We start from the raw sequence: 16,873 nt of genomic DNA, 5'->3' as shown, positions 1-16,873 counted from the left end.
CATTTAATCTAGATTTTTCTTTTATCTAAAAATGTATTTTCTTTCTTCTCATACCTATATTCAATACTAAAGCTATAGACATAATAGTTGTTAAAAGTGAACTTCCACCATAACTTATTAATGGTAATGTTATCCCTGTTATAGGTAACAGTCCAATTGTCATACCTATATTTTGAAATATTGCAAACAAGAAATATGCGATTATTCCAACGCATATAATAGATCCAAAAATGTCCTTTGATGTTCTTGCAATAGAAATCATTTTATATATTAAAAACCCATACAATGTTAACAATGTTATGGCTCCAATAAGTCCCCATTGTTCAGCTATTGCTGCAAATATAAAATCTGTTTGAACTTCCGGTACATTTTGAGCTGCATACCCTGTTGTTCCATCATTTTTTAGTGATGGTCTACTTCCAAGTATTCCACCTGAACCTATTCCTACTAAGGATTGTGTTAAATGATATCCAGATGTAGCATCTGCTGCTTCTGGATTTAAAAACCCTGTAAATCTTTGTTTTTGATATGAATGAATAAGTCCTGAGTTCCAAACAATAGCTATTAAAAGTACTAAGCTTAACAACCCTCCGCCTATTATTTTCATATCAAGTCCTGCTATATAAAATATACCAAGAACTATAAAGAAACAAACCATAGTCATACCCATATCAGGTTGAGTTACGATAAATATAACTGGTATCAATGCATAAAAGACAAGAATAAAGAAATTTTTAATATTGTTTATTTCTCCATCCATATCATCTAGTTTTTTAGCTAGCATAAGTATAATTCCAAGTTTTGCGAGTTCAGCTGGTTGCAATTGAAATCCTCCAATTCTAATCCATCCTCTAGCACCATTTACTACAACACCAATACCTGGTATTTTAGCTGCTAAAAGTAATATTACTGAACCCCAATAAAATACTGGAACATAATTAAATATTATTGTATAATCTATCGCAACAAAAAAATAAAGTGCAATTATAGATAAAACAAGCCAAAAAAATTGTTTCTTTGCAAAGTCAAGACCATAATCTCCTTTAGTACACATATATATATTTAAAATACCATATAGCACTAAAAGTACTGTAGAAATTAATACGGTTTTATCAATTTCTTTTATTAATCTTAAATCAATTTTAAAATTTTTAAGCAATTCCTCACCTCAAATATATAGAGATTTATAATAATATAACATTATATATACATTATCTTATTTTTCTCTATAAAAAGCTATTAATTCAACAAATTATAATAAAATTTTAATATTTTATTACTCTTATCTTCTTATACTTTTAATAGGAATACTTGCAATTAATGCAGAAGTATTTTCACCTTCCATATCTTCACTCTTGTTTACAGATATTTCAACATCATCTACTTGAATTTCTATATATTTAGATATTACACCAAGTATTTCTTTTCTTATTTTTTCTAAAGTATCTGTAGGAATTTCACCTCTATCGTGTATAAGTATAAGCTTCAATCTATCCTTTGCAACTTGCTTAGGTGTTGGTCTACTGCTCAACCCCTTAAAAAATCCCATTTAAGCCCCTCCTTACTTACGTTTAAATAATCTTTTTAATGATGTAAAGAAACCAGTTGATTCTTGCTGTAAATTCATTATATCAACTTTTTCCCCTGTAATCCTTTTAGCTATGTTCCTAAAGGCTTGACCTGAATATGACTGATCTTCTAATACTATTGGTTCTCCCTTATTAGTAGAAACAGTTATATTCTTATCATCAGGAACAACTCCTAAAAGTTCAACTGATAAAGTTTCTATAATATCACTTATGTCAAGCATATCTCCATTTTTAGTCATTTCATAATTAAGTCTATTTATAATTAATTTATGATCTTCTAGACCCTTAGCATCTAACTTTCCAATGACTCTATCTGCATCTCTAACTGATGTTATTTCTGGATTTACAACAATGATAGCACTGTCTGCACCAATAACAGCATTTTCAAATCCTTGTTCTATTCCCGCTGGTGAGTCTATAATAACATAATCAAATTCTTCCTTTAATTCATTTACTATTCTAAGCATTTCTTGTGGGCTTATATCGTCTTTATCTTTAGTTTGGGCAGTTGGAAGTAAACACATATTTTGAAATCTTTTATCTTTTATAAGTGCTTGTTTTAACCTACATCTTCCCTCTAGTACATCAACTAATGTATATACTATTCTATTTTCTAGACCTAATAATACATCTAAATTTCTAAGTCCTGTATCTCCATCAATAACTACAACTCTTTTACCAAGTGCAGCTAATGCAGTACCTATATTTGCTGTTGTAGTTGTCTTTCCAACTCCACCCTTACCTGAAGTTACTACAATAGATTCTCCCATTTACATTCTCCTCCGATATTATATATATTTATTTGCTAAATATGGTTCAACTATAATGGTTCCGTCTTTCACTTTTGCTATTTCTGGATACCTGGGTTTATCTAATCCATCTGGTGAAATAGTTATTACATCTGCTATTTTTAATATTTCTGGTTCTAATAAAAAAGCAGCAATGATAGATTTTTTATTTCCTGTATTCCCTGCATTTACACTTCCTTTTAGTGATCCTAAAACGATTATATTGCCACCTGCATGAACTTCTGCTCCGCTATTAACATCTCCTATAATTACAATATTACCTGGGTAATTCAAGCATTGACCACTTCTTACAGTACGTCTTATAAATTTAGTTTTTCCTTCGTATACCCCATTAAATATTCTCGTTTGTTTATTGCTTTCTTCTAATTCTAATTGTTCAAAAATAATTTCATTTAATTCTATTTCATTTAAAAGGGATTCTTTAAGTTTTTTAATATCATTTTTTTTTATTAAACTTAAATTAACATTAAGAATTAAGGTTGTACCTTTATAGAAATGCTTACCTTTTGATAACTTTTTTATTAACATATTTAACATGTCTTCAAAGCTCGCGAATTTCTCCATATCAATTGTCGCATTTATACCTTCCCTGTTTCCCTTTATTAAAACACCATCCTTATGCATTGCTACCTCCAATCAAGTGATTATTATTTATGTAAAGCAATAAAATTCAACTATCTAGTTCATCACTTCTTAAACATAGCATTAACTAAAATATTATTTAATGTGATAATATTAGCAATGATATATTAGGATAAATTATGTATATATTAAATATAAAATTAATACTCATTTTTGATATTACAACCTAATTTAAATTATAACATTATTATATTATTGTTGTACATATTAATTTGGCTTTAACACTTAAAACTGCTTGTTAAAAAGTGACTTTTAGAAAGTTTAAAAAACTTCTTATAACTTTCTATTCGTAAATAAAAAAGTTATCTTAAACTTAAATTTGTTTAAGATAACTTTTTATTATTTTTCTATATATTAATCTTGAGTAACAGTTGTTTCATTTGTTGATGGTTTGCTTGTATTAAAAGGATTTTCTAATACATATTTTTTAAATGATTCTGATTGTGAGGCATAATTAGTGCCAATTAATTCATCTTTAAAATATGCCTCATAAACAGCTTTAACTGCTGGAGCTATCTCTCCACCATGTCCTCCATCAAATACAACTGCAACTACTGCTATTTTAGGATCATCAGATGGAGCAAAACTTATATATGTTGCATAAGGTGCTCTACCTATAAATTTTTGATTTTCTTGAAAATCAGCAGTACCTGTTTTACCTGCTGTTGGTATAGGGAAATTTCTAAATGTAGCTGAAGCAGTACCACCTTCCGCTTCATTAACACTTGACATACCATTTCTCACAGCATTTATTGTATCACTTTTCATTTCCACTTTATTTAAAACTTCTGAACCAAATTCTTGAACTACATTTCCATCATTATCGGTAATTTTATCTACTAAATGAAGTTTATATCTAGTTCCACCATTTGCTACAGTTGAAACATATGATGCTAATTGCATAGGTGTATATAAATTAATACCTTGACCTATTGAAGCATATACTAACTGCGCTGGTGATGTTATTTCTGCTGGTTTGTCATTAACTGCAAACCTAGTAATTATTCTAGTAACTGCAGCAACCTGTTCATCTGCATTAAACTTTTTGCCTTCACTTTCCCATTTAGCCACGCTTTGTTTATATTTATCTGAATTATCTACTATTGTTTTTATATAAGGTTTTATACTCTTAGAAAACTCATCTTCGCTTTCTTCAATGCCCTTTCCTGGTTCAATTTTTTTTAATCTTTCCTCAACCTTATCTTTTATAGACTTTTTAGCTTCTTTTATTTTTTCAGTATCATCTTCTGAAAATCCTATATCAAACGGAACAAAATTTCTTTCTGCTCCCTTATAATCTCCTTTTTCCAAATAATCTACTAATTCGTATTTAGCATAGTATACTGATTGATTTTTAAATGACTCAAAATTATATGTTTGACCGAAATTTTCTTCTATCTCTATTCCAGTTGTAGCTTTTTCCTTAGAATCAGGTGGAATTCCTAATCCAAATTCCCATGCATATTTTGCTATAGAATTTAATCCTTCAATTCCCTTACCATTCAACATATACATTCTATAAGCAACTTCATAAAAATAATAGTTACATGATACTTGTATTGCCTTTGAAACATCAGTAGGACCATGAGTAGCACCACTATTGTGATAAATTAAACATGTTGGACCAAACGCTGGTCCAAATGTTTCAGGATGTTCTTTAAATATCCCCTTATCTACTATTGTTTCACTTGGAGTAACTGCCCCTTCTTCAAGACCAGCAATTGATGTTAATACTTTAAATGTTGATCCTGGTGGAATTTTTCCCATTGTAGCATAATTATAAAATGGTTTTGGATATAAATCATAAACATCTTCTCTATACCCATTCGCATCTTCCGGAAATAATTGATTAACACTTTTATTTAATCCCTTATTTTGTATTAATTGTTTTGCAAAAGCTTCATAATCTGGTGAAAAATATTCTTTAGTTTCTTCTTCACTTACTGTTCCTGGTATTGTAAATACATTAGGATTATAGTTTGGATAACTAACTAAAGATAAAATCTTACCACTATTAACATCTACTGCAATTAATGCACCTCTTGTTGCATTAGAGTATCTTGACCCATCACTATCATAAACATTTTCTCTTATATTCTTTATCTCGTCTGCAAAAGCATGCTCTGCCGCATATTGAATTTCACTATCTATTGTAAGATGAACATCATTACCTGGATATGATTGAAGTTTAAATAATTCCTCTGTAACTCTACCTTGAGAATTTACTTTTACTGTTGTTCCACCTTTTACACCTTTTAATTGTTCCTCAAAAGATGATTCTATACCAGATTTACCTATTAAATCTGATGATACATCATATCCTCTTAATTCATACTTATCACTTTGTGAACTATCAATAGATGATACATAACCTAAAATTGAAGATGCTAACTCTTGATTTGGGTAATATCTTACTGGTTCTAAGCTAACATCTATTCCTGGTAATGAATTAAGCTTTTGATATACTATAAAAGCAGTATCTTTTTTTATATTACTTGCTATTGTTACAGCTTTATATCCTTTAAAACTTTGCATTTTTATAGCATCTTTTATTACAATAAATTTTCTGATATCATTTAATGAATATCCATTTTGTAATAATATATCTGTTATTTCTTTTCCGCTCATTTTACTATATAATGCACTTTGCTCTTCACTAGGACTCGGATCAACACATTGAATTAAATTATAAGACTTAACTAAATAATAAAAAGTTTCTTCTGGAGTTATTTTCACTAGTTCCTCATTAATTTTTTCATTTTGCTTATCATCAAGTTCTTCTACATCTTTAAAAAGTTTATTTCGAATTTCATCATTTAGTCCTCTGTCTCGTTTAAATCTAATTTCTTCATATTTTCTTGATTCTGAATCAGATGTCTTATACTCAAAATAAATTTCATTATTCTCATTTAACTTTAAACTTAAAGTATCTTGAAAGGATTCTCCATTTTCCTCCAATATCTTTAAGAGCTCAGTCATAGTTGAATAAAAATATTTATCTGCATCTGAAGTTTTAGTGTATGTAAGAGTATATGTTTGTATATTAGTAGCTAGTAAATTACCACTTTGATCATATATCTTTCCTCTTGGTGCTTTTTCTGATACAAATCTTGTTGAATTGGCATTAGCTCGCTCTTTATAATTGTCATAGTTTAACACTTGAAGATATATAAGCTTCATAGTAATAGCACCAAAGATAATAAACATGATTACGCCCAAAATAGTATATCTTGAAATTTTCTTTTTCTTTGTTGGCTTATTTACTATCATTTAAACCTCCATGGTCTTTTTTTATATTCCTCATCTGGAATTTTCATAATTAGTTCATATACAAAAAACATAATTATAGAATTGTATAGTGCCATTCCCATACTTTTAAATACATGCATATCTACTCTTAAAAAATAACATATAATGAATATTCCCATATATTTTAAAATAGTAATTAAAAACATAGAAATTACAGGAATCACCTTTTTAGTTTTAAATATATTTTCACCAATTATACTTGCAAAAAGACATAATAATAAATTTAATATAGAATTTATTCCAAAAACGTTAAAGAAAAATAAATCCTGTAATATTCCACTTATTGTTCCAATAAAAACTGCTTTTTCTCTTCCATATACAAGTGAGTATGCAATGGCAAAAATAAATAATATGCTTGGATATACTCCATGTATAGAAAAGAACGGAATTAAAGAATTATCCAATATAGCTAATCCTATAGATATTAAAATAACTATTAATTTCTCCATACTAAACTCCTAATATTTTATTTCTCTTGTGTCTTTAGGAGATACAATAAATAATTCTTCTAGCTTATTGAAATCTACATAAGGTTTTACAACAGCACTCTTCATAACTTTTATTTTATCTTCCTGAACATCAGTAACTTCCCCTATTTTAATTTCCTTAGGATAAATCATTCCAACACCTGATGTAATTATTACATCACCCTCTTTTACTTCTGAATCAATTGGTAGATTGTATACCTTAGCTAAATTTCTATTTTTATTGTCTTTATATCCTTTTAAGTATCCAGTTGATTCTCTAGTACTTTCAACCATAACGCTTACAGCTATGTTTTCATTTATTAATGATTGAACTATACTCCAGTTACTTCCCACTGATGTTACTTGACCTACAAGACCTTGTGCAGCCATAACAACCATACCTTTTTTTATACCCTCATTCTCACCCTTATTAACTATATATCCATCTAAAAAATTTCCACCGCTATATCCGATTATATCGCATCCTATGTAATTGTAATTGTTATTTTGCTCTGCAAAATTTACAATTGATCTTAATCTTTCATTTTCTTCTTCTAAATTTGAATATTGTATAAGTTTACTTTTAAGTTCTTCATTTTCTAATGTTAGATTTTTACTTTGATTTTTAACTTCTGAAAAATTTAAAAAGAAATCTAATGTTTCTTTCACTGTATTTGTTGCCTTATAAATAAGCGTTTGAGCTGGTTTCAACGCATTACTAGCACCATTTTCAATAACAGTTTTATTCTCTCTCTTGACTGTATAAACTATAAGTCCTAAAAATGTAACTGACAGCACTATAATAGTTACTGCCAGTTTGTTTTTAAGAAATTTCATTTACTAACCTCTTTGATCTTTGCTTATCTTATCAAAATCTTCTAGAGCTTTACCAGCGCCTAAAACTACACAATCAAGAGGTGCCTCTGCTATATGTACAGGCATATTTGTTTCTTCATTTATTAAAATATCCAAGCCTTTTAATAAAGCTCCTCCACCAGCTAACATGATTCCCTTATCCATAATATCTGCTGCTAATTCTGGTGGTGTTTTTTCTAGTGTTGTTTTTATTGCTTCAATAATAGCACATACTGGCTCTCTTAAAGCTTCTCTTATTTGAGATTCTGTAATTTCTATTACTTTAGGTAAACCACTTATCATGTCTCTACCTTTTATTTCCATAGTTCTATTATCATCATTGAACTCAACTACTTCATTTACCTTATCATTTTCTTCATCAGCTTCACTTGCTGCTTCAACATTTACTGAATTATTAAATTGTTTTTTAGTTACGTGAGCTGAGCCTATTTCCATTTTAATTTGTTCTGATGTTCTTTCACCAATCATTAAATTAAATTCTTTCTTAATATAAGAAATTATTGCTTGATCTAATTCATCTCCAGCAACCCTTAATGATCTGCTTGTTACTATACCACCTAATGATATAATAGCAACTTCAGTTGTTCCTCCACCGATATCTACTATCATACTACCTGTTGGTTCACTAACTGGTAATCCTGCTCCAATAGCTGCTGCCATTGGTTCTTCCATTAATATAACATCTCTTGCACCAGCTAATTTAGTAGCTTCTTCGATTGCTCTTTTTTCTACCTCTGTAATTCCTGATGGATAACAAACTATTATTCTTGGGCTCTTAAATGCGTTTTTAGTAGAAACTTTTTCTATTAATTTCTTTAACATTGTTTGAGCTACATCAAAATCTGCAATTACTCCATCTCTTAAAGGTCTTATTGCAACTATGTTTCCTGGTGTTCTTCCTATCATAAGTTTAGCTTCTGAACCTACTGCTAGTGGTTTTCTAGTTATATTGTTCATTGCTACAACAGAAGGTTCTCTTAAAACTATTCCTTTTCCTTTCGCAAATACTAAAGTGTTTGCTGTTCCTAAATCTATTCCCATATCTTTTCCAGATCCAAAAAATGCCATTGTATTTTCCCCTTTCAATTATATAAATCCTTTTTCTTTTAAGCTTATAAAACCATTCTTTCCAATTATTATATGATCAAGCAATTGAATACCCATAATTTCACCACACTCTTTTATTCTAAGAGTTATATTTATATCCTCTTTACTTGGCGTGGGATCTCCTGATGGATGATTATGAGATATTATTATTTTAGCACTACTTTTATTTACTGCTTCCTTAAAGATTTCTCTTGGATGGACGATAGATGTATTAAGACTACCTTTAAATACATCTTTTGTGCCAATGACAATATTTTTAGTATTTAGAAATATTACTTTTAATATTTCTTGCTTTAATAAACTCATTTCTCCATTAATTAGCATTGCTAAATCATTAGGATACATAATTTTTATATCTCTATCCGCTGATTTAAATGTTCTAAATCTCTTAAAAAGTTCAGCTAAAGCTAATATTTGAGAAGCCTTACCTTCTTTTATTCCCTTTATTGATGTTATATCATCTAAACTGGCTTCTAAAATTCCATCTAACCCTTGAAATTCTGATAATAGCCTATTGCTAAGTTGAAGCACATTTTCACCTTTAGTACCAGTTCTAAGTATTATTGCTAATAATTCTGAATTATTTAAAGTATCCGCTCCATACGATAATAATTTCTCTTTAGGTCTTTCATTTTTAGGTATATCCTTAATTTTAAGACTATTTTCCATAAATACTCTCCTCTTAATATTTTAGATACCCCATCCCTTAATACTATATAGCTTCTTCAAGCATAGTTTTTAATTTATTTAAAGGAAGTCCTACAACATTGTAGTAACAGCCTCTAATTTCTTTAACAAAAATCCCACCTATACCTTGTATTCCATAGGCTCCTGCCTTATCCAAAGGTTCCTTAGTTTTTATGTATTTTCTAATCTCATCGTCATTCATTTTTGAAAAAACAACTTCTGTAGCAACACTATTTTTTATAATTAAATCTTTTTTAATGTTAATAACCACTACTCCTGAATAAACCTTATGGCTTCTTCCTTGAAGTAATTTAATCATGTTGAATGCATCTTCTTCATCTTTAGGTTTTCCAAGTATCTTATCATCTAATGTAACTATAGTATCTGCTGATATTATTATAGCATCTTCTTTTATTTTCTCTTTAATGTCCATTGCTTTTCCTAATGCTATATTTTGAACATACTCATCAATTGAATTTTCAAAGACCACTTTTTCTTCATCAAAATCACTAACCATTATATCAAAATCATCACATAATCTGATTAGTAATTCTTGCCTTCTTTGTGATGCAGATGCCAATATTACTTTCATATAATCACATCCCTTTAATAATTATCATCAAATAAATTTTTCTTAATTTATAATAATTATAGACATACTATATATTTTTAATAATTAAAATATATAAGGTGTAGTAATTGTGACAACTTATTACAGTCACTTACTACACCAATATAGTTTATCATTTAACTAGTTCTTAAACAAGTACGTTAAAGCAACTTGTAACACTTTTATAAAAATTTAATTTTATTGTAATAATTATTCTATTACATATTTTTTAATCTTTCATAAAAGTATTTTAAATATTCATTTACATTGCTTTTATTTACTTCATCTGGCAAATTATTTATATAATCACTGATTTTTTTTAAGCTATTATTTTCATCCAAGTTATCTTTATTTGTAATATTTAAACACCAAGCTTTATAATCAGATGTTTTTACACTTTTTACATTTTCATCTTCTAAGGTGTTATTTATCTTTAAAAATGCATTTATAAGTTCTGCAATTTTATTTTGTTCTAAATTTTCTTTAGATATACTAAAATTAATTTTCACAGCATTTATTCCTTGAGATATTAAATTTTCTAATTCCTTTTCACTATCTTCTTTAGAATATAATCCTATAACAACTCTATAATGATCCTCTTCTTCAACGATATAAGAATTATATTTAGAAGGTATTGTTTTCATTGCTGTTTCTGCATTATCTTTATTAGAATAATATCCAAATTGTAGCGCTATAAATTCTTGATCTGAAATAACAGTTTCTTGTTGATTGAATGAACTAATATCTAAATTCCCCTTAAATATGAATTTACTAAAATACATTCCCATTAAAATTGATAATAAAGCTATTATCAGTATTATAAATATAGGTTTCATCTTCCCATGTTTTTTATATTCATATCTAGTATATTTCATAAAATACCTCCTAAAATTAAGTTATGTAAAATTTATTAATTACATTTGTAATAATATATTTATTATTAACTTTACATTTATATGAATTATGTTAGGTATTTTAATTTATAAATTTATTTTTAATTATGATATCTTATTTAAGATTACTAAGTCCGATGTTTCATATTTATTATCTTCAAAAAAGTTTTTTGTGATTCTTAGTTTATTAAATCCAACATTATTCCAAAATTTAATAGCTTTTTCGTTTTTTAAATTTACACCTACTTTAAAAGAGTCTATATAATATCGACTCTTAAAATATTGTAAAATTTCCATTAAAATATTTTTTCCAAGACCTTTATTTCTGAATCTTGAATCTATTAAATATAGCCATATAAATAGCTCTGATTTCTCTTGTAAATCCAGTCGTCCTTTGAACACTCCATAAATCTCATTATCTTTTTCTATTTTTAAAAATAGTTCCTCTTCTGTTAAATAATATTCTAAAAATCTTCTAAAGAATAATTGTTTGTCTAAAGAAAATAAGTCTACACTAAATTTATCATTTAATATTATCCATTCATTTAATATATTTATATCACTTTTTTTTACACTGGTTATTTTAAAGTCTTCATAATAAAATTCAATATCTATCAATACATATATCCCCTCTTTCAATTTGTTATAATATAGTAATTCTATATTAAGTAATAATTCTTTATGAAGATATATTTTTCCTTTATTAAATAGAAATATTCGTTATATTATTTTAAATTTTAAATAATAGTTTCCCCCCTAATCTTTACGCTTTCCAATTTCAATTCTCATCTAAATTTTTCTCTACCTTAATTTGCCTTAATTTTAAGACCACTATAAAACCTTATAAAATAAAGGTATGTAATAAAAACTAAAAAAGCTTTACTACATACCTTTAATCATTTGCATATAAAATTATGACTTAATATATTACTATTTGATTTTCTTTAATACTTCTAATAAATAACTCCATACTCTTTCTACAGAAGAAATACTCATATGTTCATTTGGAGTATGTGCATCAAATATATCTGGTCCGAAACTTATCATATCTAAGTCTCCTAATTTTTCCTTAAATAATCCACATTCTACACCAGCATGAATTGCCACAACTTCTGCTTCTTCATTATACATTTGTTTGTAAACATCTTTACAAATTTCTCTTATCTTAGATTCTTCTTTATATTGCCATTCTGGATATCCTGCTGTATTAGAAACAGTACCTCCTAAAATTTCAGTTAAGCATCTTATTCTTTCAACTATTTCCTCTCTTAAAGAAAATACTGAACTTCTAACAGCACTATCATATTCTACATGATCTTCTTTTGTTGTAAGAACTCCTATATTAGTTGAACTTTCAGTTAAACCTTCAATATCAGAACTTACTGTATTTATTCCATTAGGATATAAGTATAAGAGATTTATTACATTCTCTGTGCTTTCTTTTGAAAATACTTTTTCTATATTTTCTTTTAATTCTTCTATTTCTAATTGAACATTAGGATCTTTAATTCTAAATTCATTTTTAAACTCTTCTCTTAAAGTAGAAATTATATTTAAAAGTTCTTGTTCCTTATTTGTATCTATTAATAATTCTGCAATTGCTTCTCTTGGTATAGCATTATTTTTAGATCCACCGTTTAATGATACTAAATTCAATTCCATTTGGTTAAGTATATTTTTTAATACTCTTCCTATAAGTTTATTAGAGTTTCCTCTTCCTAAATGTATGTCAGACCCTGAATGCCCTCCACTTAAACCTTTTATAATAAGTTTAAAAGCTTTTTTACCTTTTTTAGCATTCTCCCATTGTACATTTAAAGTAGATTTTGTTCTTATACCACCTGCACAGCTTACTAATAACTTACCTTCATCTTCAGAATCTAAATTTATTACTATTTTTCCATCTAAACATCCTGACTTTAAAGCCATTGCTCCACTCATACCTGCTTCTTCATCACTTGTAAGTAGAACTTCTATTGCTGGATGTTCTAATGTATTATCTTCTAATATTGCCATTGCATACGCTACTGCAATACCGTCATCAGCTCCAAGTGTTGTACCACTGGCATAAATAAAATCATCTTTAGTCACTAGTTCTATAGGATCTTTGGTAAAATCATGCACTTTTTCGTTATTTTTTTCACAGACCATATCCATATGACCTTGGATTATTACCTTTGGAGATTTTTTATATCCTGGTGACGCTGGTTTTTTTATAATTATATTTAAAGCATCATCTTGGATTGCTTCTAATCCTAGACTTTTCCCGAAATTAAGCAAATAATCGCTTATTCCCTTCTCATTCCCTGAACCTCTAGGTATTCTAGATATTTCATTGAAGTAATAAAAAACTTTTTCACAATTAATTTGTTGAAATTTTCTCATAATTATTCTTTCCTCCCTAAATATGTGATAAAATTAACATATGTACTAATTAAGCTTATTATTAAAATAAAATGTATTATTTATTAATTTTATCATAAAACTAAATTAATATTATATAATTTAGCTAATTTTATTATTAGGCTTTAATATTACATAAATATAAAAAGGTATTAAAATTTATAGGAGAGGTGTTTATATGCAAAAAACTAAAATGATTTTTACTATTGGACCTGCAAGTGATAATGAGGAGATTATAAGAAAATTTATAGGAATCGGCATGAATGCGGCAAGATTAAATTTTTCGCATGGTACTTATGAATCACACAGAGAGAAGATAGAATTAATAAAAAAAGTAAGAGAAGATATGGGGACTCCTACTGCAATCGTCTTAGATATAAAAGGACCTAAGATAAGAACACATAACTTTATAAACGATGGCGTAGAATTAAAAACTGGCCAAGAATTCTGTTTTGTATGCGGAGATGAACTTCTTGGTGATGAAGAAAGATGCTCTATTACTTATGAAGAACTTTACAAAGACATACAAATAGGTGGAGAAATTCTTGTTGATGATGGTCTTTTAAGATTCAAAGTTATAGCAGTTGAAGGTAAATCTATTAGATGTGCTGTAACTGTTGGCGGAATGATTAAAAATCACAAAGGTGTTAACGTTCCTAACGTAATAATAAGACTACCTTCAGTAACAGAAAAAGATATAGCTGATATAAAATTCGGTTGTGAAATGGGTGTAGACTTTATAGCAGCATCTTTTATAAGAAAAGCTAGTGATGTAGCTGATGTAAAGAAAATACTTTCTGAAAATAATGGTAAACATATTAAAGTAATAGCTAAAATTGAAAATCAAGAAGGCGTAGATAACATAGATTCTATAATAGAACAAACTGACTCGGTAATGGTTGCTAGAGGAGATATGGGAGTTGAAATTCCTATTCAAAAAGTTCCTATAATTCAAAAAATGATAATTAGAAAATGTAATGATGCAGGAAAATTCGTTGTAACAGCAACTCAAATGCTTGATTCAATGATTAGAAACTCTTTACCAACTAGAGCTGAAGCAAGTGATATTTGTAATGCTATATTTGATGGAACTGATGCTATCATGTTAAGTGGCGAAAGTGCATCTGGAAATTTCCCAATTGAAGCTGCCACAACAATGTCTGAAATTGCACAAGAAGCAGAGGCTCATTTGGATTATGATAACTTAACAGCAAGATTAAGAGAACCCTCTCTTACTGATTATGCTGGTGCAATAAGTTATACAGCTTGTAGAACTTCAAACTTATTAAATGCAGCTGCAATAGTAGCTGCTACTAAAAGTGGTGCTACTGCTACTATAATTTCAAGATATAGACCAAAGTCTCCTATTATAGCAATAACTCCTTACGAACAAGTAAGAAGAAGCTTATCTTTAACTTTTGGTGTATTACCAATGCTTTGTGAAATATATAATACTACTGATGAAATCTTAGTAGAAGCTAGAAGATCAGTATTCGAATTAAACTTTGCTCTACCAGGTGATGATATTGTAGTTGCTGCTGGAATGCCAACAACTCAAACTGGCGGAACAAATATGTTAAAAATAGAGAAATTATAATATTTATTTTTAAATTTAAAATACTTTAAAACTAAAATAAGCTGTTTCAACATACAATATCCCTTGTATTTGAAACAGCTTATTTAAATCTATGTATTAATATATGTATAAGTAAAGTAGACTGAGTAATTGAACTTAGGAATACTAAAAATGAATATAGTCCCATTTTAGCTTACTCCCAATATAAAATTGAGACAAGCAGTAAATGTGACAATATTCATTAAGTATTCTCAAAATCCAATTACAATGCTACTTTGCCTATTACATATATGAATACACATTTAAAACATAGCCTTACTAATTTTTTTAACTATTGATGTATACAATATATAAATTTGCATGTATCATATGTAATAAAATTATTCAAATTTAAAATTTTTAAATAATTCTCCTAATGATACTCCATCTTCTTCATCTACATATTGTAAATATTCTTTACTAGTTTCTACTGCATCTTTTATACTTAAAGATAATCTCTTACCTTCTTTGTTAAAGTCTAATACCTTAACTTTTACCTTTTGATTTAATTCCAATACGTCAGATGGTTTAGCAATATTTTCATCAGTTATTTCTGAAATATGAACTAACCCTTCTATTCCTTCAAATATTTCAACAAATGCTCCAAATGAAGTAAACTTTACAACTTTACCTTCAAATATCATTCCTGACTTAATTTCATTTGTATGTAAAGTCCAAGGTTCTTTATTTATATCTTTTAATACTAAAGATAATTTTTGTTTTTCTATATCAACTGAACCTATATACACTTCAACTTTATCATTTTCTTTTACTACTTCTTCTGGTCTACTTACTCTAGTCCAAGATAAATCTGATATATGAACTAATCCTTCTACTCCACCAATATCAACAAAAGCACCATATTTAACTAACTTTTTAACTACTCCTGTTCTTTTTTCTCCTTCTTTTAAAGAATTCCATATAACTTTTCTATTCTTTTCATATTCCTCATTTTCAATTACTTTTCTTGATGCAACTATTTTGTTATTTCTAAAATCTAGTTCTATTATTCTAATTTCTAATTCTTTATTCTTTAATGTACTTAAATCTATCATATTTCTTGATGCTAATGAAGCTGGGATAAATACTCTTATATTACCATAATAAGAAATTAGTCCACCCTTAATTTCATCTTTTACATATACCTTAACATTTTTTTCTTCCTTAAAAGCTTTTTGTAATTGTTCTTTTTCTTTAATAACTAATGCCTTAATAAGTGATAGCTTAACATAGCCCTCACCATCATTTGGAGATATAACGTATACATCTATCTCGTCATCAACTTTAAGTACATCCATAGGATTTTTATCATCTATTGATACTTCTTCTTTAGCTATTAATCCATCAAATGCATAATTTATATTTACTACTGCTTCCTTTTCATTAACTTCTAAAACTTTTCCTTTTAGTATTTGACCCTTATTTATTCTTTTCACATCATATTCTTCTAAAAAACTTTTCATAGTATTATCTGACATTTAATCACTTCCTTAATATTATTTAGCTATCCTTTTAATACTTATTAATATTTAATCTATAGCCAATCATTTAAAATATCTAATAAACTAAAGCTTAATTAATATAATTTTAATCTATTAATCTAATTTATACAAGAATTCACACATTTTAATTTATCTCTATTTTAATTATATGTTGATATATCCAATAAGTGAAGTGGCTTTATAATTGGAATTTTATAATTGTTAGGTAAAAATCATAAAATGAAAATCAAGATTTGCATATTTTTATATCAATACATTTTTAAAACATAATTTTTAATTTACGCTTAAATTTAAAGGGTTATATCATAACTCTTTAAAAGTTTTTATTTATCATTAAATATTAGATAAATAGAGATATAAAGAG

Annotated in this window: 15 protein-coding genes; 1 reads left to right on the top strand and 14 read right to left on the bottom strand. The window is 27.6% G+C overall.

Annotation, left to right across the window (positions count from 1 at the left end):
• Positions 1-25: 25 nt before the first annotated feature.
• The 13 genes from rodA to RYM86_RS05250 all read right to left on the bottom strand — a co-directional run bounded on the left by rodA (position 26) and on the right by RYM86_RS05250 (position 13,374).
• Positions 26-1,159 (bottom strand): rod shape-determining protein RodA, encoded by a 1,134-nt coding sequence (rodA, locus tag RYM86_RS05310; protein ID WP_315078406.1) that lies wholly within the window; start codon positions 1,157-1,159, stop codon positions 26-28.
• A 123-nt stretch (positions 1,160-1,282) separates the two neighbouring features.
• On the bottom strand, positions 1,283-1,549 hold the full coding sequence (minE, locus tag RYM86_RS05305) for a cell division topological specificity factor MinE (RefSeq protein ID WP_003374296.1): 267 nt from the start codon (positions 1,547-1,549) through the stop codon (positions 1,283-1,285).
• 12 nt (positions 1,550-1,561) lie between these two features.
• Positions 1,562-2,359: a septum site-determining protein MinD gene (minD, locus tag RYM86_RS05300; RefSeq protein ID WP_315078401.1), complete on the bottom strand. Its 798-nt coding sequence runs from the start codon at positions 2,357-2,359 to the stop codon at positions 1,562-1,564.
• An 18-nt stretch (positions 2,360-2,377) separates the two neighbouring features.
• Positions 2,378-3,022 carry a septum site-determining protein MinC gene (gene minC, locus RYM86_RS05295; protein ID WP_315078400.1) on the bottom strand — a complete coding sequence of 215 codons (645 nt, stop codon included), beginning with the start codon at positions 3,020-3,022 and terminating at the stop codon, positions 2,378-2,380.
• A 372-nt stretch (positions 3,023-3,394) separates the two neighbouring features.
• Entirely contained in the window at positions 3,395-6,310 is a 2,916-nt protein-coding gene (locus RYM86_RS05290) for a penicillin-binding transpeptidase domain-containing protein (RefSeq protein WP_315078399.1), read from the bottom strand.
• Complete coding sequence (mreD, locus tag RYM86_RS05285) at positions 6,307-6,798, bottom strand: rod shape-determining protein MreD (RefSeq protein WP_315078397.1); 492 nt, start codon at positions 6,796-6,798, stop codon at positions 6,307-6,309. Before mreD ends, RYM86_RS05290 begins: the two co-directional genes overlap by 4 nt.
• Positions 6,799-6,807: 9 nt before the next feature.
• The gene (gene mreC, locus RYM86_RS05280; RefSeq protein ID WP_315078394.1) at positions 6,808-7,653 is read right to left on the bottom strand and encodes a rod shape-determining protein MreC; all 846 of its coding nucleotides are present in this window, start codon (positions 7,651-7,653) and stop codon (positions 6,808-6,810) included.
• A 3-nt stretch (positions 7,654-7,656) separates the two neighbouring features.
• Positions 7,657-8,760 (bottom strand): rod shape-determining protein, encoded by a 1,104-nt coding sequence (locus RYM86_RS05275; protein WP_315078392.1) that lies wholly within the window; start codon positions 8,758-8,760, stop codon positions 7,657-7,659.
• Between the two features lie 18 nt (positions 8,761-8,778).
• Positions 8,779-9,468: a DNA repair protein RadC gene (radC, locus tag RYM86_RS05270; RefSeq protein WP_315078390.1), complete on the bottom strand. Its 690-nt coding sequence runs from the start codon at positions 9,466-9,468 to the stop codon at positions 8,779-8,781.
• A 43-nt stretch (positions 9,469-9,511) separates the two neighbouring features.
• The gene (locus tag RYM86_RS05265) at positions 9,512-10,078 is read right to left on the bottom strand and encodes a Maf-like protein (RefSeq protein ID WP_315078389.1); all 567 of its coding nucleotides are present in this window, start codon (positions 10,076-10,078) and stop codon (positions 9,512-9,514) included.
• A gap of 236 nt (positions 10,079-10,314) precedes the next feature.
• Positions 10,315-10,971: an SPOR domain-containing protein gene (locus tag RYM86_RS05260; RefSeq protein WP_315078387.1), complete on the bottom strand. Its 657-nt coding sequence runs from the start codon at positions 10,969-10,971 to the stop codon at positions 10,315-10,317.
• A gap of 123 nt (positions 10,972-11,094) precedes the next feature.
• Positions 11,095-11,607, bottom strand: a complete 513-nt coding sequence (locus RYM86_RS05255) for a GNAT family N-acetyltransferase (RefSeq protein ID WP_315078385.1) — start codon at positions 11,605-11,607, stop codon at positions 11,095-11,097.
• Positions 11,608-11,919: 312 nt separating this feature from the next.
• A complete protein-coding gene (locus tag RYM86_RS05250) occupies positions 11,920-13,374 on the bottom strand; it encodes an aminoacyl-histidine dipeptidase (protein ID WP_315078384.1) in 1,455 nt (484 codons plus the stop codon).
• A gap of 196 nt (positions 13,375-13,570) precedes the next feature.
• On the opposite strand from RYM86_RS05250, the gene pyk reads away from it, so the two are divergent.
• On the top strand, positions 13,571-14,989 hold the full coding sequence (gene pyk, locus RYM86_RS05245) for a pyruvate kinase (RefSeq protein ID WP_315078383.1): 1,419 nt from the start codon (positions 13,571-13,573) through the stop codon (positions 14,987-14,989).
• Positions 14,990-15,348: 359 nt separating this feature from the next.
• Here the strand turns inward: pyk and rpsA are convergent, their stop codons facing one another.
• Positions 15,349-16,485 (bottom strand): 30S ribosomal protein S1, encoded by a 1,137-nt coding sequence (gene rpsA, locus RYM86_RS05240; RefSeq protein WP_315078382.1) that lies wholly within the window; start codon positions 16,483-16,485, stop codon positions 15,349-15,351.
• Between the last annotated feature and the right edge of the window lie 388 nt (positions 16,486-16,873).

It is taken from the genome of uncultured Clostridium sp. (genome assembly GCF_963527835.1).
Taxonomy (GTDB): domain Bacteria; phylum Bacillota; class Clostridia; order Clostridiales; family Clostridiaceae; genus Clostridium.
This window is presented reverse-complemented; position numbering and strand designations above follow the sequence as displayed.